The sequence below is a fragment of the Dokdonella immobilis genome (assembly GCF_900115085.1).
GTDB classification, from domain to species: domain Bacteria; phylum Pseudomonadota; class Gammaproteobacteria; order Xanthomonadales; family Rhodanobacteraceae; genus Dokdonella; species Dokdonella immobilis.
Genome location: NZ_FOVF01000012.1, coordinates 1 through 19,177 on the forward strand (window position 1 = coordinate 1; position 19,177 = coordinate 19,177).

Sequence of the window (19,177 nt, forward strand, 5' to 3'; positions counted from 1 at the left end):
GCTATGTCAACGTGATGCCCGACCTGAAGGTCCGCGACACGGTCACGCGCATGCAACGCGATCCGGACAAGACCGAGATCGACCGTGCGGTCGGCTCCGAAGTGGCGATCCGCGACGGTGCCAAGGCGCTGATCCTGCCGACCATCGCCGAGATCGGCGGGCGCGTACGCATCACCGCCGAGGTGATCGATCCGCAGACCCAGACCACGGTCTACTCCGAGACCGCCGATGGCATCGGCAAGGAATCCATCCTGCCCTCGCTCGACACCATCAACAGCCGCCTGCGCGTGCGACTCGGCGAGGCCCTGGCGACCGTGTCGAAGGAGTCCAGGCCGCTGGAGAAGGTTGCGACGGACAATCTGGATGCCTTGAAGGCCTATTCCCTCGGCAATCACAACTATGTGAGGGGACAGTTCAAGGAAGCGATGGCCCTCTATCAACAGGCGCTGGCCATCGACACGACGTTTTCCTCGGCCAGTCTCAGGGTCGCCACCATCCACGCAAGCTCCGGGCGTTCCGACGCCGCCGATGCCGCCCTGCAACAGGCGCTGTCCAGAAGAGAGCGACTATCGCCGCGCGATGTGCTCTATGCCGAGGTCTTGCTGTCTACCCTTCGCGCGCAACCCGACGTGGCGACGAAGTGGTCGGCGCTGGCGGAGACCTATCCGGACTATTTTGCCGGCACTGCGGGCTGCGCATACTTCAATTGGCGATATGCAAATCATTTCGACAAGAAAACATTGTCGCTGGCAGAAGCCGCGGCGTCGATGAAGAATCCGTCTCGCCAGGCATCGCTGCATTTGCTCGGAATCCTGCTGGCAGGTGAGGAGCGAGCCGAAGAAGCGCTGCGCACCTTTGCCGAGGCCGAAAGTGAGGGCTTCGTTCGTACCGAATATCACGCCGCCACCCTGGCCTCGCAAAGAAAGTTCGATCAGGCGGCCGCGACACTTGCCCGATCCCCGGACGCCACGGCCTCCGAGAATGCAGTCGTGCGATCTACGCGCGGCGCGTTAGAGAGCGCGTTTCTCGTGGACCGTGGATTGCTCGCCGAAGCCATGCGTCATCTCTCCGCCAGCGCGATGGATGTCCCTGCAGGCAATGCTTTGTCCGGCTTGTTCGAGGCGATGGAACTGAGCATCGGGGGCGATTTGGGCGACACGAGCGATGCGCAACGGCTGATCCTACTGCGCAAGGCGATGGCGAGAGCCCTGAGCCTGAAGCAAGTCGCGGCAACGGCCGCTGCAGAGAGTCTTGACGCGCAGATTCTGCTTCTCGCCTACCTGCGAGCGAACCAGGGTGATGTCGAGGGGGCGCGGGCCGGATTGGCCGGGCTCGCCGACCAGAACTTTCCCGAGTATTCGGCCAACTACAAGCTGAGGGCCATTGCGAGGGCGGAGATCGCGCGCGCCAACGGCCAGCCGGATCGGGCCATCGAACAACTGAACAAACTGCTCGACGGATCCGAGTTGTATTTGACGCATGTCGCGCTGCTCAATGCGCATTCCGCAGCTGGCCAAGCCCGTATGGCACTTGATGAGGCACGCTGGCTCACCGCCCATCGGGGGCGTGCCTATGCGGAGTACAGTCCAGGAAACCTGCTCACGACCTTCAACATCAAGCAGGCGAATCTGGCCCTGCTGCGTGCCGCGGAGCTCTCCCGCACCCTCGGAAACCGCAAGGAAGCGGGTGAAATGCTCGGCGCCTTCCGCAACGCCTGGCCGGACGTGAAGCCGTTCCCCGCGCTGGCCCGCAGGATGACCGAGATTCAGTCGGATTTGGGTCCGGAGGACTCGCCGTAGTTGACGCGGAGAAGGGGCCAGACCATGCACGCGTGGTCGGTCAGATTCTCTGCGTCCAATTTTGCATGCGCCCTGGCGATCTCGTCCTTAGTGGCCAGTTTTCCGGGCAAGAGGGCCTGCGCATCCAGCGACGACACGGCGCCATCAGGTACGCCAATCTCCTTCAGTGCGTCGCTGGGACTCGCTTCGAAGCGCGCACGGTATGCATCGTCGGTCGACAGCTTCTTGAGCAGATTCAGCTCGTGCTCCTTTTGCAGGCGTGTGCTGTTCATCTATCGTTCCCCCTGAGTGATTTGGCAAAGGACTGGCCGTTCCTGGCCAGCGAATCAGCGGTCGCGCGGAGCCAGATATAGGACCGGTGCGCGAATCGATGCTGGAGGGGCCGGCCGCGTTGCCCTTGTGGGCCAACCTCTGCACTGCGTAGGCTAGCAGAACTTTTCCGTTCGGATCGCTTCCATGCAGGTACGCCGTTGCGCGGTGGTTTTTGTTGAACCGAGGGAACGACTGGATTTCGATCTGGCGCGGCTGGTCTCCGGCGGAACCGGCGTCGAGACCGTTCTCGAGTGGATCGCGCTGGCGGCCCATCTGGATGACGAATTGCTGCTTTGTGCCGACGAGATGCAGGCATTGGGGACGATGTCTCCGGAGAAGTGGGTCGATCTGGATTCGATTGCAGACCCAGCGCATCTGCGGGTGCTGCAAGGCCTTTTGGGCAAGGGCCTGCTGATCAGCGACGCCGGGGCACAGGGCGACGTTCGACGCCGTGACGAAGACGTACGCGCAAGCCATTGGCGTGGCATCTCGGCCGCGCTGCACCGGCACACGCGCTGGCGGGGGATCGACACACTCGAGGCAGAGCAGCGTTTCGGCCGAGAGAGCGATCGCCCGTTCCTCGATCGCCTCGGCGCGCCCGAGGCGCCGGTTCGCGAACGCGTCGAGCCTGGCCGGCGTATCGCGCTCGGCAAGGCGGCCGACAGCGGTCTCGAGGCGCTGATCCGGCAACGCGTGACATGCCGGAACTGGGACACCACGCGGCCGCTATCGACCGAGGACTTTGCAACTACGCTGTATCGGACGTTCGGCGCTCGCGCAACCAGCGACGAACCGGGCATCACGGTGATGAAGCGCGCCGTACCCTCGGCGGGCGGGCTGCATCCGACCGAGGCGTATCTGCTCGTGCAGAACGTCGAAGGCGTGCGGCCCGGGCTGTACCACTATCACCCGATCGATCACGCCCTCGAGCCGTTGGCCGAAGTGGCCCCCGAAGACAGTGAAGCGCTGGCCCTGCGTCTGGTCGCCGGGCAGCGTCATTTCATGAAGGCGCATGTCGTGATCGTGCTCGCCAGCCGCTTCCGGCGCACTTTCTGGAAATACCGCAACCACGCCAAGGCCTACCGCGCGGTGATCCTCGATGCCGGGCATCTGTCGCAGACGCTGTACCTCGCCGCCGCCGAACGCGGCCTCGCCGCGTTCATCACCGCCGCCGTCAACGAGCGCGACATCGAGGAGATCTTCGGTCTCGATCCGATGCTCGAGGGCGTGCTCGCCGTAAGCGGATTCGGCTGGCGTGGCGAGTTCGTCGATGAGGTCGAGTTCGATCCGCTGGGCAGCGTCTGGCCGAATGGCGGCGGGATGAAGAAGGTCGAGTAGGCGCGAGTCTCGACGAAGGCGATGCGTTGCCGGTTCGGCGTTCGAGTCTCGCCAGGAAGGCTATTCGAGGTCGTTCGGGCAATCGATGTCGCGCTCGAGTCGCGGTGCCAAGACCACTTGTACGTGGTCTCTTCCAGCGCGCAACAACTCGCGCGCGCCGGTATCGCCGGTCCCTTCGAGCAGCGAGGCGAACCAGCTTCGCGGCAACAGAGCCGGCACGCCCAGGGTGCCGGCGTAGCCGCTGGCCGTTGCGCAATCAGGCTTCTCCCGCCAGGTGTCGCGTAAGGCCTGGAGGTGCGCCGCGTCGAGATCGGGTTGATCGGTCAGCACCACCAGTGCGCCGCCACAGCGCGCGTCCAGTTCGCGAAGGCCATGGCGCAGCGAAGCCGACAGACCTGCGTCCGCGTCGGCGCAGGTCACGCAGCGGCAAGCGAGATCGGCGACCGACGCCGCGACAGGACCGGGCTCAGGACCACAGACGACCACGCAATCGGCCGGTCCGGTTTGCAGCGCCAGGCGCACCGCACGATGAACGAGGGTTTCGCCGTCCACGGTCAGGAGTTGCTTGGCCTGGCCAAGGCGCCGCGAGCGCCCCGCCGCGAGCACGATCACCCCGTGCCGCGCGCTTGCCGGTTCAGGCATGCACGTCGTGGGCGAGGTAATACTGCATCTGCGCGATGATCGCCAGCGCCGCGGCCTCCGGACCGTCGCCGCCCAGACGCAGTCCGACCGGTGCGTAAAGGCGCGGCTCGAGTTGGGTCGCGATGATGTCGCCGAGACGCCCGAGCAGGGCGTCACGACGCTCGGGTGGTCCGAGCAAACCGACATAGCCGATGCCCGATGCGCCGAGATGACGCAGGTGACGCATGTCCAGGTCGAAGTCATGGCCACCGATGACCGCGGCATCGAAATGGCGCTCGGCGAGCAGCGTCGGCAGCATTTCCGGGGCGATGGCATGCAAGCGATCGGCTCCCTCGTTGTCGAAATAAGTATCGCGCTCGGTACGCTGATCGACCACTTCGATGTACCAGCCAAGCAGGCGGGCCATGCGCACCAAGGTGCGGGATTCGGGTCCCGCCCCGAGCAGGGCAATCCGTGGCGGCGGCGCAAAGCTCAGGCTGGCATGACGGACGAACTCGACCGGACCGGCACAGGCTTCACCACGGCTGTTGAACACATGAACCTCCGGTCCGGTGCGTGCCTCGCCGAACCCGAGATCGCCGCCTGCGCCCGGGTCAGCGCCGAGGTCCAGGCGCAAGCGCAGCCAGGAGCTGCCGACGCAGGCGCTGACCAGGGCATCGCGCAAGGGTGATCCTCGTGCGGGCATCGGCAGCAAGGCGATCTGCATCGAGCCCAGACTGTCGCTGGGCAGGGCCGATGCGTGGCTGCTGTCGTCGAAGGCGTCGATCTCGACCGTGTTCGCACGGCCGCCCTCCAGCACCGCACGCGCTGCCTCGAGCAGGCGCTGCTCGAGTTTGCCACCACTGAGCGAACCCGACTGCACGCGCTCGGCATCGACGAGACCCATGGCGCCGCGCGGACGTGCCGAGGTGCCGGAGCTGCTGACCACGAGGGCAAGCACGCAATCGACCGAGCGTGCAGCCAGTGCCTGCGCGGTCTCGGCGATACCCCGCATGCCGCCGCCAACTGGCAATGGCGCCAGGCGTGCTGCGGGTGGCGCAACGGCGGACAAGTGACTGGGCATGTCCGCACAAGTGTACCCGGGACCGGAGCGGGATGGCAGCGATGTCAATGCGCGGGGGTCAAGGATCCAACCGGGCGGAGAGCGAACCGGTGAATCAGAGCCGGGCCGGGTCGAATCGTCGGAACTGGATCGCTTCGGACAGATGCACCCCCTCGATACGGGTAGATCCGGCGAGGTCGGCAATGCTGCGCGCCACCCGGAGCACGCGATGGTATGCCCGCGCCGACAGGCCAAGGCGCTCGACGGCACGGTCGAGCAAGGCGTGCTCGTGGTCTCCCAAGGCGCAATCGCGCTCGGTTTCGCGATTGTTGAGCCAGGCATTCGGCTTTCCCGAGCGTGCAAGCTGGCGCTCGCGTGCCGCGACCACTCGTTCGCGGACCCGGACCGAAGGCTCTCCGGGGGTCGATTCGCGCAGCTCGGCGTGGTTGACCCGGGGTACTTCGAGCTTGAGGTCGATGCGATCGAGCAACGGTCCCGAAATGCGCGCGCGGTAGCGTGCAATCTGGTCCGGTGTGCAGCGACAGCGCCCGCCCGGATCGCCGGCATGGCCGCATGGACACGGGTTCATGGCCGCGACCAACTGGAAGCGGGCGGGGAAATCAGCCTGGCGGGCGGCCCGCGAGATCGTGATGTGCCCCGACTCGATCGGTTCGCGCAGCACTTCGAGCACGCGGCGGTCGAACTCGGGCAATTCGTCGAGAAAGAGGACGCCGTGATGGGCCAGCGAGACCTCGCCGGGGCGCGGTACCGAACCGCCACCGACCAGGGCGACCGCCGAGGCGGTGTGATGCGGCGCGCGAAAGGCGCGCCGCATCCAGTCGTCGATGCCGGCGCCGAGGCCCGCCACCGATCGCACCGCGGCCAGTTCGAGCGCCTCGTGCTCGGCCAGTGGCGGCAGGATGCCGGGCAGCCGGCAGGCCAGCATGGTCTTGCCGGTGCCGGGTGGACCGACCAGCAGCAGATTGTGCGCGCCGGCGGCGGCGATCTCGAGGGCGCGACGCGCGTGAGGCTGACCGCGCACCTCGGCGAGATCCGGTTCGTTGCTGTCGCGTGGCTGCGGCTCGGCGCGCTGGGCGACCGGGAGTTCATCGCGTCCGCACAGGTGCGCGCAGACCTCGAGCAGGGTGTCGGCGCAACGCACGTCGACGTCGCTGACGAGCGCTGCTTCGGCCGCATTGTCGCGCGGCACGATCACGCTGCGCCCGGTGCGCGCGGCGCGCAGGACGGCCGGCAGCACGCCATGCACGGCGCGCAATTCGCCCGACAGGGCCAGCTCGCCGAGGAATTCGTAGCGTTCCAGCGCATCGCGCGGAATGCTGCCGTTGGCGGCCAGGATGCCGAGCGCGATCGGCAGGTCGAAACGGCCACCGTCCTTGGGCAGGTCGGCCGGGGCCAGACCGACCGTAACCTTGCGCTGCGGGTAATCGAGCTGGGAATTGAGGATCGCCGCGCGCACCCGATCGCGGGCTTCGCGCACGGCGGTTTCGGGCAAGCCGACGATCGAGGTGCTCGGCAGTCCGCCCGAGAGATGCACCTCGCAGATCACCAGCGGCGCGCTGACGCCCTCCTGAGCACGACTGTAGACAACGGCGAGGCTCATCGGCGGCAGGGTCGTCAGGTCAGGTGGACAGGATGCGGCCGCTGACCGGGCGGCCGCCGTGATCAGTGTCGCGGTTGCGTGTTCAGCGCGGTTTCCAGCGCTGCCAACTGGCGCTCCAGCGCTTCGAGCTTTTCCCGCGTGCGCAGCAATACGCAGCGCTGCACGTCGAATTCCTCGCGGGTCACGAGGTCCAGCTTGCCGAGCCCGGCCTGCAGGACACTGCGGAAATTCGCGCCGATATCCTCACGGGCCTCCTTGAGACCGGGCGGAAGGAGGGCGGCGAGGCGCTGGGCGAGTTCATCGATGCTGCTGGCGGGAATCATGGCAAACCTCGGTACAAGCGAAGGGTCAAATGGTACTCGTCGAACGCGCGCTCGGCTGCCCGGTGGGACGATTCGAGGCGTACGTCGCGGCAGTCCCGTGACGGGGGTGCCGGCTGCGCCGACGCAAAGCGTCGACGCGGCCGGCTGCAGATCCCTGCGTGCGTCCTTGCCTGCCTCCCTGCGTGCATCCCTGCGCCTGCGTCAGCGGTAGTGCCGACGGGCCATCCCTTGAGCCAAAGTCTAGGCAGCCGTTGGCAATCGCGCAGTGGGCGAATTCGGATTTTCCTGTAGGAAATTTCCTACACGGTTCCCGCCACACGGCATTCCGCTATAGTCGGCACCGCCGCTACCGCAATGACAGGACACGCCGATGAAAATGGTCATGGCGATCATCAAGCCGTTCAAACTGGATGATGTGCGCGAGGCACTGGCCGACATCGGCGTGCAGGGCATCACGGTCAGTGAAGTCAAGGGATTCGGCCGCCAGAAGGGCCATACCGAACTCTATCGTGGTGCCGAGTACGTCGTCGATTTCCTGCCCAAGATCAAGATCGAGATCGCGGTCGCCGAGGACCAGCTCGAGCGCGTGGTCGAGGCCCTGCGCCAGAGCGCCAACACCGGCAAGATCGGCGACGGCAAGATCTTCGTCTGGCAGCTCGACCAGGTCATGCGCATTCGCACCGGCGAGCTCGACGACGACGCCCTCTAGTGTGGTGTCCCGCAATCTCCATCAAATAATTCCGGCGTCTTTCACGGCGATACCGCGTTGCTCGTCCTCGCCATGAAATCCATCCGAAATTTCTTCGCGTTATTTGCGGGACACCACACTTGCGAGGCGCTGAACACGTGGCGCAATCGTCACGACACCTGCCTGCGCGCAGATCACGGCGCACAGGCGCAGACAGACGGGCCGTCTTTCAATATGGCGTAACAAAGAGCCGCGCGCAGGCAGGCGTCGCCCAAGCAATGGATTGAACGGAACAAGGGTGGTGTTCAGAGCCTCCCCAGGCGCGAAGTCTCGCCGCAATGGTCTTTGGCTGGCGTGTCGTGGTGCCTGGAATCGGCGCCCTGTGCTGTTGTTCCCCGATCTTCGCGGTCTTTGTCTTGCGGCCGGCCCAGTGGATGGGGGTTTTTGCCAGAACTGTCCTTCGACTTCGCTGCGCTACGCTCAGGACGAACGGGAGTGATGGGCGCTTGCCGTTTCTTCCCCCGCGGGCGGGAGGTGCCGACTGCGCGCGACGGGATCGAGCGCGAACGCTGACAGCCGGCCCGAAGGGCGAACGCGAGGGTTGCCGGGAATAAACCGGATCAGGACGCTTCCGCTTCCGCTTAGGTTTAGGCTTCGGCCTGGGCTTCGGCTGGGGCTCTTGCTCTTCCTTCTCCCGCATTGCGGGAGAAGGTGCCAAAGGCGGATGAGGGGCCTTGGCTGGCGCTTCTACTTGGGCGCACAGGTTGCGCGCTAACCGGGCCCCGTAAGCGGTGGCGGCCGGGCGAAGCAAAGGTCCGCAGGGTGGGCGCGAGGGATCGCGCCCCGTTCGCTGCCAGCCACGGAGGTGTTGTCAGCGAACCCCCGTAGCCCGGCTGCGCAATCGCAGGGCAGGATGCACGGAGACCACCGCTTTGGGGTGGCCTTTCTCTTGGATACTTCCTTGACTCCTGGCTTCCTGCCCTTCGTCCCTCGGGCGCGTGTGAAAGCCTTTGCCATGACGGATGCACCGCGTAGCGATGCACGAACAAGCGAAAAGGCCAAGGCACTGGTTCCCTGCCAGGCTGAAGTCCGGTCCGTCCTGAGCCTGTCGAAGGGCAGGGACGACGGCGTGGAAGTTCGAAACGTGGAGAAAGAGCATCGCGCCTGAAGGCGCTCCTACAGTGACAACAATATGACTCGCTCGCCGAATGCGAGTGAAAGCTCTGCTCCTATCCCAAGAATGCGCCGCGCAGCGATGCACGAACAAGCGGAAAGGCCAAGGCACTGGGTCCCTGCCCGGTCGAAGTCCGGCCTGTTCGGAGCCTCTCGCAGGTCAGGGACGGCGGCGTAGAAGTTCGAGTCGTGCGGAGAGAGCATCGCGCCTGAAGGCGCTCCTACGATGGAAGCGAGGTGACTCGGGCATTGATGACGAACTCACTGCTGTGCCGGGGAAAATGCGCCGCAGCAGTGTGCAAATCCGGGCTCCGGACCGAGGCAGTGCAGACCATCAAGGGCCCGGAACCACCTGGCGGGCCACGATCCATATCGCCAGGGCCGCAAACAGTGCCGCAGCGCTGTAGCGCGCCGTCCGCAATGGCAGGCGCTGCGCAAAACGCGCACCGAGCCAGACTACCGGTACGTTGGCCAGCAACATGCCGATCGTGGTACCGGCGACGACCTCCCAGAGTGGCGAATAGCGGGCGGCCAGCACGACCGTGGCGACCTGGGTCTTGTCGCCCATCTCGGCGAGGAAAAAGGCGATCACCGTGGCGACCAGCACCCCATGTCCGGCCATGCCGCGCACGTCATCGCCATCGACCTTGTCGGGAACCAGCGTCCACAGCGCGATGGCGAAGAATGACAACGCCACGATCCAGGTCAGCGTCGAGGGCTGCAGCCATGCTGCGATCGCGGCCCCGAACCAGCCGGCCAATGCGTGATTGAGCAGGGTCGCGACGAAGATGCCGATGCAGATCGGCAGCGGCCGGCGATATTTCGCAGCCAGGATCAGGGACAGCAACTGGGTCTTGTCGCCGATCTCGGCGATCGCCACGGCCGCGGTCGAAATGAACAGGGTTTGCATGGGTACTCCGACGGGCCGGGGCGATCAAGGACGCGATGATCCACACGCGCGGCCCCGGCCCGGGATCATCACGTGCGAACCAGCGGTCTTGCCGGAATCCGCGAGGCGCATGACTGCGCGCGGATACGTTCGCGCCATGGCGTGGTCGCCAAGTGTGTTGACGCGGACCCCGCAGCGTTTCGATGCGGTCGACTACTCCCCGTTGGAGCGGTGAGGATTCTACCAGATCGGCCATGTCGGCCGAAACCGCGCCCCTGGTCGCCTTTCGGTTCGGTTCAGTACCACTCGATCAGGGAAAGGCCGACGCCCGCGTACCAGGCGCGATGGTTGTAGTCGATCAGGCTCTCGCCGTAGCCGTTGAACACCTGGACATGACCGCGCAGTGGCGGCGCAATCGGGAACGCCCAGTCGAACTGCACGGCGCCATGGCTGCGATCACCACCACGCAGCGAGTGGCGCAGCAGCAAGGCAAACTGCGAGTCGCCGGCGACGCGGATGATTTCGACGTCGCCGCGCCCCATGTAGTCGCTGATGTCGGGATTGTTGTCGTCACCGAACTCGAGCACGCGCCACCACGGCCGCAGCGTGATCGTCCAGTTTTCCTTTTCGAGTCCGATCGAGGCCGTGGCCCTGTTCCAGCTGCGCGACAGTGGATCGCTGCGCCCGTTCGACTGGTGCACGAGGCCGAAGCCGAGCAGCCGGGCGTTCCAGCCGAGCACGTCGTAGTGGGTCCGGAAGATCAGATTGGCATCGGGTTCGTAATTGGTTTCACGGAACGGACGCGAGCGCTGGGCATTGAAGATCTGCCAGTGCGAGACCTGGGTATAGCCCATCCAGAAGTCGCCGTTGTCGCCGAAGATGTCGTCGAGGATCTTGGTCTTCAGGCTGAGCTGGTACTTCAGTTCGCCGCGCGTGATGTCTTCCGGTTCGGTCACGGTGTTTTCGGGTGCGGGCGAACTCGGCAGCCGGTTCGTGCGCGAGGTGTAGTACGGCATCAGGTAAATCGGGCGATACGGCCGGATGCAGAACGGCGCGGCCTTGCCGGACGCCTCGTTCGCGGCATCGAGTTCCCAGCGCGAATCGAGCAGCGAACTGGGCGGCCCCTTGTCGCATCGGCTGTTGGGCATCGCGGACGACCGCGCAAAGACATCGGTCGCCGAAAGCGCTCGCGCCTGTTGCGTATCGGCATCGGATTCGGCAAAGGCACGGTCGTAGCAGGCAAGTCGCGCATCATCGGCCTCGATGCCGGCGCAGTGGCTTGCGTCCGCAACCGTCCCGGCAGCGTGCGCGGTCGTGCCCGACGCCAGCATCAGGAGAAGCACGAACTGCAGCGCGCGGCTCACGTCACGGTATTCCATGAATAGCAAAGTGTCCGCATCGTAGCGGAATCGGAGCCCTGCGCGTCTATCCGGTCAGCGCCGAACACGTCGCGAACCGCGCAACTGATCGAGCGGGAAACTGGCGACCGCACCCTGCGCAGAACGACGCGGTTGACCGGCCTGCGGTGCCCAGGCCAGCGCGTAGACCACCTCATACGTGGCCGGCACGCGACCTTCGTGGCGGTTCACCTCATAGGCCTCGATGACGCGCTGCAGATGGGCCTTGCCGGTCAGGCCACGCGCGCGTCCGGTGTCGGCGTTGGTCGCACCGATCGCGCGCAATTCGCGCATCAGGCCGAGGACATCGGCATAGGTCAGGGTGAAGACATCGCGCTCGAGCACCGGGTCGCGGAATCCGGCCGCGAGCAGGGCATCGCCGATCTGGTGGATATCGAGGAATCGGCTCACATGGGGCGTCTGGTCGACTTCGGCAAAGGCCGTGCGCAGCTCGATCAGGGTCTGTGGCCCGAAGGTGCTGAACAGGACCACGCCGTCGGCGCGCAGCACGCGGCGAAACTCGTCGAACACCGCATCGAGCTGCCCGCACCATTGCAGGCAGAGGCTGGAATACAGCAGATCGATGCTGTTCTCGGCCAGCGGCAGCGACTCGGCGTCGGCACAGACGCGGGCGAAGGGCCGCAGCCACGAACGATGCCTGCGCGCGGCGCGCAGCATCGGCATCGCCAGATCGAGCGCGATCGTCTGCGCTTGCGGAAAACGCTTGCGCAAGGCCGCCGTGCCGCGTGCCGTGCCGCTGCCGACATCGAGCACGCGCTGCGGGCTCAGCGACAGATCGTCGAGGCGTTCCTGCAGACGCCGCTGGACTTCATCCTGCAGGGCCGCATGGGCTTCGTAGCTTGTTGCCGCGCGACCGAAGGCACGGCGCACTTGCTGGCCGTCGAACGGTCCGCTCATGCCGGCTGCTGTGCGCTCGCCAGGGCCGCGACGGCTTCGGCGACCTCCGCGGCGTGGCTGAGGAACGGTGCATGTCCGGCCGACAGTTCGAGGAAGTCGCTGTGCGTGCATTGTGAGGCTGCCCAGCGCAGGGCGCCGGGCGGAACGATGCGATCGCGGCGCCCGGCAATCCACAGGCTCGGCATCGCCAGCGCGGACAGTTGCGCGCGGAAATCGCATTGATCGAGCAGGTCGAGCCCCTCGTGCAACGCCTGTTCCGACGGCTCGCCGCGTTCGTAGACATGGGCCTTGAGTTCGCGCAGCTCGTCCTGGGCATGGACCGAGCCCAACGTCTCGAGGGCCAGGAAGCGTTCGATCGCGGGTCGGAAGGAGGCCACCAGGTTCGATCCGAATTCGCGAAAGATCGCCGCCGGAACCGCATGCGGCCAGTCCGCGGCGCGCACGAAGCGGGGACTCGACGCGATCTCCACAAGCGCGCTGACCTGGCCCGGCAGATCGAGTGCCGCGCGCAGCGCAATCAGTCCACCGAGCGACCAGCCGAGCCAGAGCGCAGGCGGCGTGGCGGCGGCGATGGCTCGGGCCAGGCGCCCTGGATCGAGATCACCGGAGGTGAATTCGTGGCTGTCGCCATGCCCCGGCAGGTCGACCAGATGCAGGCGGAAACGCCCGGCCAGGCGCTCGCTGAGCGGCGCGAAGATGCCACTGTGCATGGCCCAGCCATGCAGCAGGACGAGATCGGGGCCTCGCCCCATGGTCTTGATCGAGAGGTTCACCGGTCTATTTTGACGTGTTCTGGAGGACAACGGTGCCGGCTTCCCGCAGCCGGGCGATGCGCGGTTCCAGCTCGCGCCACGAAGTCTTCGCCGTAGCGGCGAACAGCCCGGCCGGCAGCCGCAGCCAGCGCGGTCGTGCGAGGCGAGCGGCGATACGTGCGCAAAGCCAGTCGTTGTCGAAGCCATCCCAGATGCCGGCGCTGGCCCACAGGTTTGCGCGCACGATCGGGTGCACCTCCTCGAACAGGATGTGGCGAAGTTCATCGAGCGGGTACGGCGATGCCGCCAGGGTGCGCGCCACATGGGCGTAGGCCGGCACCGGATCGGTGTCGAGGTAGAGTTCGGAGAAGCTGATCCAGACGCCGCGACGCATTTCGATATCCGCAATGTCGCGCATCACCCGGGCGTCGCCCAGCTGGCACCGAGCGCCGCCAGTAACGCATCGACATCGGCTTCCTCATGCGCCGCGGAGAGGGTGACGCGCAGGCGCGCCCCGTTTTCGGCCACGGTGGGTGGCCGGATCGCCGGCACGAAGAATCCGGCCGCCTCCAGCTGTGCGGACAGGCGGGTCGCCTCGTCGCTCTTGCCGACCAGGACCGGCTGGATCGGTGTTCGAGACTCGGCCAGGGCGATGCCCCGGCGGGTGGCACCCGCGCGAAACTGCGTGATCAGGCGGGCCAGCTTTTCGCGACGCCAGGCTTCGTCGCGGGCCAGCCTCACGGCGACCCGGGTCGCAGCGGCCAGCGCCGGCGGCATGGCGGTCGTGTAGACATGGGTGCGTGCAAACTGGATCAAACCATCGACCAGCGCTTCGGAGCCGGCGACAAAGGCCCCGGCGACGCCCAGGGCCTTGCCCAGGGTCGCCATGTAGACCGGCACGTCGGCCTGGCCCAGCCCCGCATCGGCGACGCTGCCACTGCCATCGGCGCCGAGCACGCCGAGTCCGTGCGCGTCGTCGACCACCAGGGTGGCCTGCTGCTCGCGACAGAGCCTGGCCAGTGCCTGCAAGGGCGCGATGTCGCCATCCATGCTGAAGACCCCGTCGGTGGCGAGCAGTGCTGCCGCAGCAGGGTCCGAGTCGAGTTGGCGGCGCGCGCTGTCGACATCGGCGTGCACATAGCGACGCAAGCGGGCGCCGGACAGGCGGGCGCCATCGATCAGGCAGACGTGGTTGAGCTTGTCCTGGATACAGACCGCGCGCGGGTCGAGCAGCGCCTGCATGATGCCGAGATTGGCCATGTAGCCGGTCGAGAACAGCGCGGCACGATCGCGCCCGCACCAGGCCGCCAGTTCGCGCTCGAGCAGGTCGTGTTCCTCGCGGTGACCGCCGAGGAGATGGGCCGCCGACGCGCCGACACCCCAGCGTCGGGCGGCGCCGACAAGGGCTTCGACGACCGCCGGATGCTGGGCCAGCCCCAGATAGTCGTTGCTGGCGAAGTTGAGCAGTCGTTTGCCGTCGACGACGACATGCGATCCCTCGACGTCGGTGATCGTTCGCAAGCGTCGCAGCAGGGCATCACGGGCGCGGTCGCCCGAAGCCCGGGCCAGGCGGCTCAATAGCGGGGGTCGGTTCACCGCCGGGAACCTGTGATCCTGCCAGCTACCGGCACGAGGGTGAACGCGTTGGCCAGCCCGGCTATCCTTGGGCTCCTCGTTTCGCCCAGCGAGCCCGCCCTGTCGCCATGCACTACGAAATCGTGATCATCGGAGGTGGCGCCGGCGGCCTCGAGCTGGCCGCGCAGCTCGGTCGCAGGCTCGGCAGAAAAATCGGGCGCGACAAGATCCTTCTGGTCGACCGCTCGGTCGTCCACATCTGGAAACCGACCCTTCATGAAGTCGCCGCGGGCACGCTCGATGCGCATCAGGAAGGCCTCTCCTACGTGATCCTTGCGCGACGCAACCATTTCAGCTTCACGCTCGGCGAGATCGCCGCCCTCGATGCAGAGGGGAAAACGCTCAGCCTTGCCGAAGTCGTCGATGACACTGGCGAGCAGATCGTACCCGCACGCAGAATCAGTTTCACCTGGGCCGTGCTGGCCATCGGCAGCGGCTCGAACTTCTTCGGTACACCCGGCGCCGAGCATGCCTTCGTGCTGGAAAGGGCGAGCGACGCGATCCGCTTCCAGCGTCGCCTGCTCGCGGCGTTCACGCGCGCGGCATTCTCCAGCGAGCGCAAGCTCGGAATCGCCATTGTCGGTGCCGGTGCAACCGGCGTGGAACTGTCGGCCGAGTTGCTCGAGGCGCACCAGCTCATGTTGCTCGGCCTGTCCCGCGACCAGCACTTCCGCCTCGACATCAGTCTGATCGAGGCCGGCCCGCGGATCCTCGCTGCGCTGCCGGAGCGGATTTCGGCCAAGGCCCAGGCCGCGCTCGAAGCGCGCGGCGTCACCGTGCAGGTCTCGGCGCCGGTTTCGCGAATCGCCGAAGACCACCTGGTCGCCGGCGAGCGAACCATCGAAGCCGATCTGATCGTCTGGGCTGCCGGCATCAAGGCGGCCGAGAGCAACGCCGGCTACGGTTTGGAAATCAATCGCGCCAACCAGTTCGTCGTCAACGCCCGACTCGAGACCTCGGGTGCCGGCGTTTTCGCCCTCGGTGACTGCGCGGCCTGTGCCTGGGGCGATCGGCTCGTGCCGGCGCGCGCCCAGGCGGCCCACCAGCAGGCCAGCTATCTGGCCGATCTGCTGATGGCCCGCCTGCGTGGTCGAGACTTCGGTCGCGACTTTGCCTACCGCGACTTCGGCTCGCTGGTCTCGCTCGGCGAGAAGCGCGGTCTCGGCAGCCTCATGGGGGGCCTCGGTGGACGCAACTTCTTCGTCGATGGCCTGATCGCCAAGGGCATGTACATGGCGCTGCATCTGGATCATCACCGGGCCATCCTGGGCTTCTGGAACACGCTCGTGCTGGCCCTCGCGCGACTCCTGCAACGCCGCGTTTCAGGTCGCCTGAAGCTGCACTGACGGCGGTCGCCCTGGTGCAGGGCGAGGCCGTCAGGCAACCGCTGTTTCCGCGGCGGTATCGCAGGCCGGCTCGTGGATCGCTGCGTGCACGGTGCGCGCAGCGTCGGAATCGATGGCGTCGATCTGCATGGCATGGATGCCGAGCCGCGCGAACAGCTGCTGGTCGGCGACGACGTCAGGATTGCCCGTGGTCAGCAGCTTCTCACCGTAGAAGATCGAGTTCGCACCGGCGAAGAAGCACAGGGCCTGCAGTTCGTCGCTCATCTCCGCACGACCGGCCGACAGTCGCACCATCGAGGCCGGCATGACGATGCGCGCCGTGGCGATCGTACGCACGAACTCGAAGGGATCAAGCAGTGCGGTGCCGGCCAGCGGCGTGCCTTCGACCTGGACCAGACGATTGATCGGCACCGATTGCGGGTGCTCGGGCAAGGTCGCCAGCGCGTGCAACAGACCGGCGCGCTGATCGCGCGTTTCGCCCATGCCGACGATGCCGCCGCAACAGGTCTTCATTCCAGCCTTGCGCACGTGGCCGAGGGTGTCGAGGCGATCCTGGTAGTCGCGGGTGCGGATGACATCGGCATAGAACTCGGGCGCGGTGTCGAGGTTGTGGTTGTAGTAGTCGAGCCCCGCCGCCTGCAGGGCGGCGGCTTGCTCCCCGGACAGCATGCCCAGCGTGGCACAGGTTTCCATGCCGAGGTCGCGCACCGCGCGAATCATCGCCGCCACCTTCGGCACGTCGCGATCCTTGGGTGAGCGCCAGGCCGCGCCCATGCAGAAGCGCGTCGCCCCGGCTGCCCGAGCCTGGCGGGCACGCTCGACCACGGTTTCCAGCGGCAACAGCTTTTCGGCCTGGACACCGGTCGAATAGCGCGCGGCCTGCGGGCAGTAGGCGCAATCTTCCGGACATCCGCCGGTCTTGATCGAGAGCAGGGTCGAGACCTGCACCGCGTTGGCGTCGTGATGGGCCCGGTGCACGGCGTGGGCACGGTGGAGCAGGTCCGCGAACGGCAGGTCGAGGATCGCGAGGACTTCGTCGCGGGTCCAGTCGTGGCGCAGTTCAGGCATCAGGGGGTCCCTAGTTCGGTAGAGTGGTGCAGGAAGTCTGGGTTCGGCATGGGAGGCTGTCAACTTGGAATGGACACGCTGGGTTGACGGCATGGGTGGGCGAGCGCTGCGCGCGCTGCTGCCGGCGCGCTGCCTGCTGTGCGGCGGCGCAGGCGCGGCGGGACGCGACCTCTGCGCCGGCTGCCAAGCCGACCTGCCGCGCAACAACACCTGCTGCGCGCGCTGTGCCCTGCCCCTGGCCCATGCCGCGGCCCAGTGCGGCGAATGCCTGCGCCGCGAACCGGCTTTCTCGCGGGCCTGGGCACCGTTCCGCTATGGCCATCCGCTCGACCTGCTCGAAGCCCGCTTCAAATTCCGCCGTGACCTGGCCGCCGGCCGGGTGCTGTCTGAACTCTTCGTCGATTCCGCCCAACGCGAGCCGTCGCTGGCCCGTCCGCAGCGCCTGCTCTGCGTGCCCCTGCACGCCACACGCCTGCGCGAGCGTGGCTTCAACCAGGCCCTCGAACTGGCCAGGCCGCTGGCGAGCGCGCTCGGCATTCCGCTCGATCTGCATCTGCTGACACGCACGCGCCCGACCGCGGCGCAAACAGGACTCGATGCCCGCGCACGCCGACGCAACCTGCGTGGCGCGTTTGCCGTGGTCGCACCCGGCAACATCCCCGATCACGTGGCTATCCTCGACGATGTCATGACGACCGGGTCGACCCTCAATGAGTGCGCCCGCGTGCTGCTTCGGGCCGGGGTCCGGCAGGTCGATGTCTGGGCCCTTGCGCGCGCGCCAGCGCGATCGTGATCCTGGTTACCTGTCTCGCAGGAAAGTGTGCTGGAAGGCACGTTTTAGCTGGGTATCTGTTATTGCGCTTGGCTACCACGATTTCGAAGGCTTCCTTGGTGCAGACATCGACCACCGTCGGGCATTTGCTCAGCCGGCCATTGGATAGAGCTTGAAGACAAAGTCCATGGACCAGGTGTGGTTGGGCCCGGAGGGGATCAGCTAGGGTATAAGTTCCACCGCAAGCCGATCGCGCTCGCGGCTCACAAGCACGAAAATGGATCACGCATTCGCGGACGGTCAAAAGAGCGCGGCGCTAGCGAATCGCCAAAGCCAGCAGCAGGCCGACCCACAACACACAGCCGACCCAGTTGTTGTTGCGGAAGGCGGCGAAGCAGGCTTCGCGTTCGCGCTTGCGGATGATCCATTGCTGCCAGCCGAACAGCGCCGCGGCGATCGCCAGGCCGGCGAAGTAGGGCCAGACCAGTTGCGCGCGCATGCCGGCGAGGAGCATGGCGAACAGGAAGGTGGCCATGAGGATGCCGATGATCGGGCGGTCGGCGTCGGCGAACAGGATCGCTGTCGACTTGGCGCCGACGCGGATGTCGTCCTCGCGGTCGACCATCGCGTACTCGGTGTCGTAGATCGTCGAGAACAGCACGTTGGCGAGGAAGAGTAGCCAGGCCATGGCCGGTACGGCACCGGTCACGGCGGCGAAAGCCATCGGAATCGACCAGCCGAACGCGGCGCCGAGGACGACCTGGGCCAGGTGGGTATAGCGCTTGCAGAACGGATAGATCGCGGCCAGCGCAGCGCCGGCGAACGACAGCTTGATGGTCAGCGCATTGGTGAACAGGACCAGGGCGAAGGCGAAGGCGAGCAGGCCGAGGAACAACAGGATCGCCTCGCGCCTGGAAACGCGGCCGGCTGCCATCGGCCGGCCGCGCGTGCGCTCGACATGTGCGTCGAGCCAGGCGTGGTCGGCGTAGTCGTTGATCACGCACCCGGCAGAGCGCATGACGAAAACGCCGAGCGTGAAGATGACCAGCGCGCCGATCGGCGGAAAATCGTTGGCGGCGAACCAGAGCCCCCACCAGGTCGGCCACAGCAGCAGCAGTGCGCCGACCGGGCGGTCCATGCGCATCAGCACGAGGTATTGGCGAATGCGTTCGCGCCAGGGATCGCGCAGACGATCGGTCAACCACTCGATGACGCGCATCGAGCGGGTCGAGGCATCGGCCGGATGAGGCTGCGTTGACCTGACGGCTTGGCGGCTCGGCGGCGCGGCCGCGGCCGCGGTCGCGAGCGCGGCCGGCCCGACTGCCCAGGGTGGCGGTATGGCGCGCTCTTCCTGGGCGCTCTCCGAAGCCGGGTCGTTCGATTCCGGCACACGGCCCTGGTCCAGGTTGCGTGTCGCTGCAGGGCTCGACTCCCGGGGGACAGGTGGTGCGGTGGTGGGCCT

At 66.6% G+C, this 19,177-nt stretch carries 18 protein-coding genes, 1 pseudogene and 1 riboswitch; of the genes and pseudogenes, 5 read left to right on the plus strand and 14 right to left on the minus strand.

Annotation, left to right across the window (positions count from 1 at the left end; translation table 11 throughout):
- Nucleotides 1-1,799 (plus strand): tetratricopeptide repeat protein (locus tag BM125_RS20210; RefSeq protein ID WP_092407485.1); only part of this gene is annotated, 1,799 nt, incomplete at its 5' end.
- Here the strand turns inward: BM125_RS20210 and BM125_RS09945 are convergent.
- Nucleotides 1,766-2,071 carry an NHLP-related RiPP peptide gene (locus BM125_RS09945; RefSeq protein WP_092407487.1) on the minus strand — a complete coding sequence of 102 codons (306 nt, stop codon included), beginning with the start codon at nt 2,069-2,071 and terminating at the stop codon, nt 1,766-1,768. The genes BM125_RS20210 and BM125_RS09945 overlap by 34 nt on opposite strands.
- A 184-nt stretch (nt 2,072-2,255) precedes the next feature.
- Here BM125_RS09945 and BM125_RS09950 point away from each other — a divergent pair, with 184 nt between their 5' ends.
- Nucleotides 2,256-3,449 carry a putative peptide maturation dehydrogenase gene (locus BM125_RS09950; RefSeq protein WP_092407489.1) on the plus strand — a complete coding sequence of 398 codons (1,194 nt, stop codon included), beginning with the start codon at nt 2,256-2,258 and terminating at the stop codon, nt 3,447-3,449.
- Between the two features lie 60 nt (nt 3,450-3,509).
- Here the strand turns inward: BM125_RS09950 and BM125_RS09955 are convergent, their stop codons facing one another.
- The 4 genes from BM125_RS09955 to ubiK all read right to left on the minus strand — a co-directional run bounded on the left by BM125_RS09955 (nt 3,510) and on the right by ubiK (nt 7,077).
- A complete protein-coding gene (locus BM125_RS09955) occupies nt 3,510-4,091 on the minus strand; it encodes a nucleotidyltransferase family protein (protein ID WP_092407491.1) in 582 nt (193 codons plus the stop codon).
- Nucleotides 4,084-5,154 (minus strand): XdhC family protein, encoded by a 1,071-nt coding sequence (locus BM125_RS09960; protein WP_092407493.1) that lies wholly within the window; start codon nt 5,152-5,154, stop codon nt 4,084-4,086. The genes BM125_RS09955 and BM125_RS09960 overlap by 8 nt, the downstream gene beginning before the upstream one ends.
- A gap of 94 nt (nt 5,155-5,248) precedes the next feature.
- A complete protein-coding gene (locus tag BM125_RS09965; RefSeq protein WP_092407495.1) occupies nt 5,249-6,754 on the minus strand; it encodes a YifB family Mg chelatase-like AAA ATPase in 1,506 nt (501 codons plus the stop codon).
- Between the two features lie 62 nt (nt 6,755-6,816).
- On the minus strand, nt 6,817-7,077 hold the full coding sequence (gene ubiK / locus BM125_RS09970) for a ubiquinone biosynthesis accessory factor UbiK (protein ID WP_092407497.1): 261 nt from the start codon (nt 7,075-7,077) through the stop codon (nt 6,817-6,819).
- Nucleotides 7,078-7,447: 370 nt separating this feature from the next.
- Here ubiK and glnK point away from each other — a divergent pair, with 370 nt between their 5' ends.
- On the plus strand, nt 7,448-7,786 hold the full coding sequence (glnK, locus tag BM125_RS09975; RefSeq protein ID WP_092407499.1) for a P-II family nitrogen regulator: 339 nt from the start codon (nt 7,448-7,450) through the stop codon (nt 7,784-7,786).
- A 1,486-nt stretch (nt 7,787-9,272) separates the two neighbouring features.
- Here glnK and BM125_RS09985 read toward each other — a convergent pair.
- From BM125_RS09985 to bioF, 6 genes are all read right to left on the minus strand, one after another.
- Complete coding sequence (locus tag BM125_RS09985; RefSeq protein WP_092407503.1) at nt 9,273-9,848, minus strand: TMEM165/GDT1 family protein; 576 nt, start codon at nt 9,846-9,848, stop codon at nt 9,273-9,275.
- A gap of 93 nt (nt 9,849-9,941) precedes the next feature.
- Nucleotides 9,942-10,061, minus strand: a riboswitch (yybP-ykoY riboswitch).
- Nucleotides 10,062-10,123: 62 nt separating this feature from the next.
- Nucleotides 10,124-11,206, minus strand: coding sequence for a phospholipase A (locus BM125_RS09990; RefSeq protein ID WP_092407505.1), 1,083 nt, complete (start codon nt 11,204-11,206; stop codon nt 10,124-10,126).
- A gap of 54 nt (nt 11,207-11,260) precedes the next feature.
- Complete coding sequence (gene bioC / locus BM125_RS09995; RefSeq protein ID WP_092407507.1) at nt 11,261-12,142, minus strand: malonyl-ACP O-methyltransferase BioC; 882 nt, start codon at nt 12,140-12,142, stop codon at nt 11,261-11,263.
- The gene (bioH, locus tag BM125_RS10000; RefSeq protein ID WP_092407628.1) at nt 12,139-12,894 is read right to left on the minus strand and encodes a pimeloyl-ACP methyl ester esterase BioH; all 756 of its coding nucleotides are present in this window, start codon (nt 12,892-12,894) and stop codon (nt 12,139-12,141) included. The genes bioC and bioH overlap by 4 nt, the downstream gene beginning before the upstream one ends.
- A gap of 25 nt (nt 12,895-12,919) precedes the next feature.
- A complete protein-coding gene (locus BM125_RS10005; protein ID WP_092407509.1) occupies nt 12,920-13,312 on the minus strand; it encodes a DUF7079 family protein in 393 nt (130 codons plus the stop codon).
- Nucleotides 13,312-14,490, minus strand: coding sequence for an 8-amino-7-oxononanoate synthase (gene bioF, locus BM125_RS10010; protein ID WP_092407511.1), 1,179 nt, complete (start codon nt 14,488-14,490; stop codon nt 13,312-13,314). Before bioF ends, BM125_RS10005 begins: the two co-directional genes overlap by 1 nt.
- A 107-nt stretch (nt 14,491-14,597) precedes the next feature.
- Between bioF and BM125_RS10015 the strand changes: the two genes are divergently transcribed.
- Nucleotides 14,598-15,875, plus strand: coding sequence for an NAD(P)/FAD-dependent oxidoreductase (locus BM125_RS10015; protein WP_092407513.1), 1,278 nt, complete (start codon nt 14,598-14,600; stop codon nt 15,873-15,875).
- Nucleotides 15,876-15,905: 30 nt separating this feature from the next.
- Here the strand turns inward: BM125_RS10015 and bioB are convergent, their stop codons facing one another.
- Nucleotides 15,906-16,943 carry a biotin synthase BioB gene (gene bioB / locus BM125_RS10020; RefSeq protein ID WP_175498000.1) on the minus strand — a complete coding sequence of 346 codons (1,038 nt, stop codon included), beginning with the start codon at nt 16,941-16,943 and terminating at the stop codon, nt 15,906-15,908.
- Between the two features lie 91 nt (nt 16,944-17,034).
- On the opposite strand from bioB, the gene BM125_RS10025 reads away from it, so the two are divergent.
- The gene (locus BM125_RS10025; protein WP_092407515.1) at nt 17,035-17,736 is read left to right on the plus strand and encodes a ComF family protein; all 702 of its coding nucleotides are present in this window, start codon (nt 17,035-17,037) and stop codon (nt 17,734-17,736) included.
- 58 nt (nt 17,737-17,794) lie between these two features.
- On the opposite strand, the pseudogene BM125_RS19800 reads toward BM125_RS10025, so the two are convergent.
- Together BM125_RS19800 and ubiA are read right to left on the minus strand one after the other, a co-directional pair.
- Nucleotides 17,795-17,976, minus strand: a pseudogene (locus BM125_RS19800) (IS3 family transposase); the annotation flags it as partial.
- A 55-nt stretch (nt 17,977-18,031) separates the two neighbouring features.
- Complete coding sequence (ubiA, locus tag BM125_RS10030; protein WP_092407632.1) at nt 18,032-18,934, minus strand: 4-hydroxybenzoate octaprenyltransferase; 903 nt, start codon at nt 18,932-18,934, stop codon at nt 18,032-18,034.
- Nucleotides 18,935-19,177 lie beyond the last annotated feature (243 nt).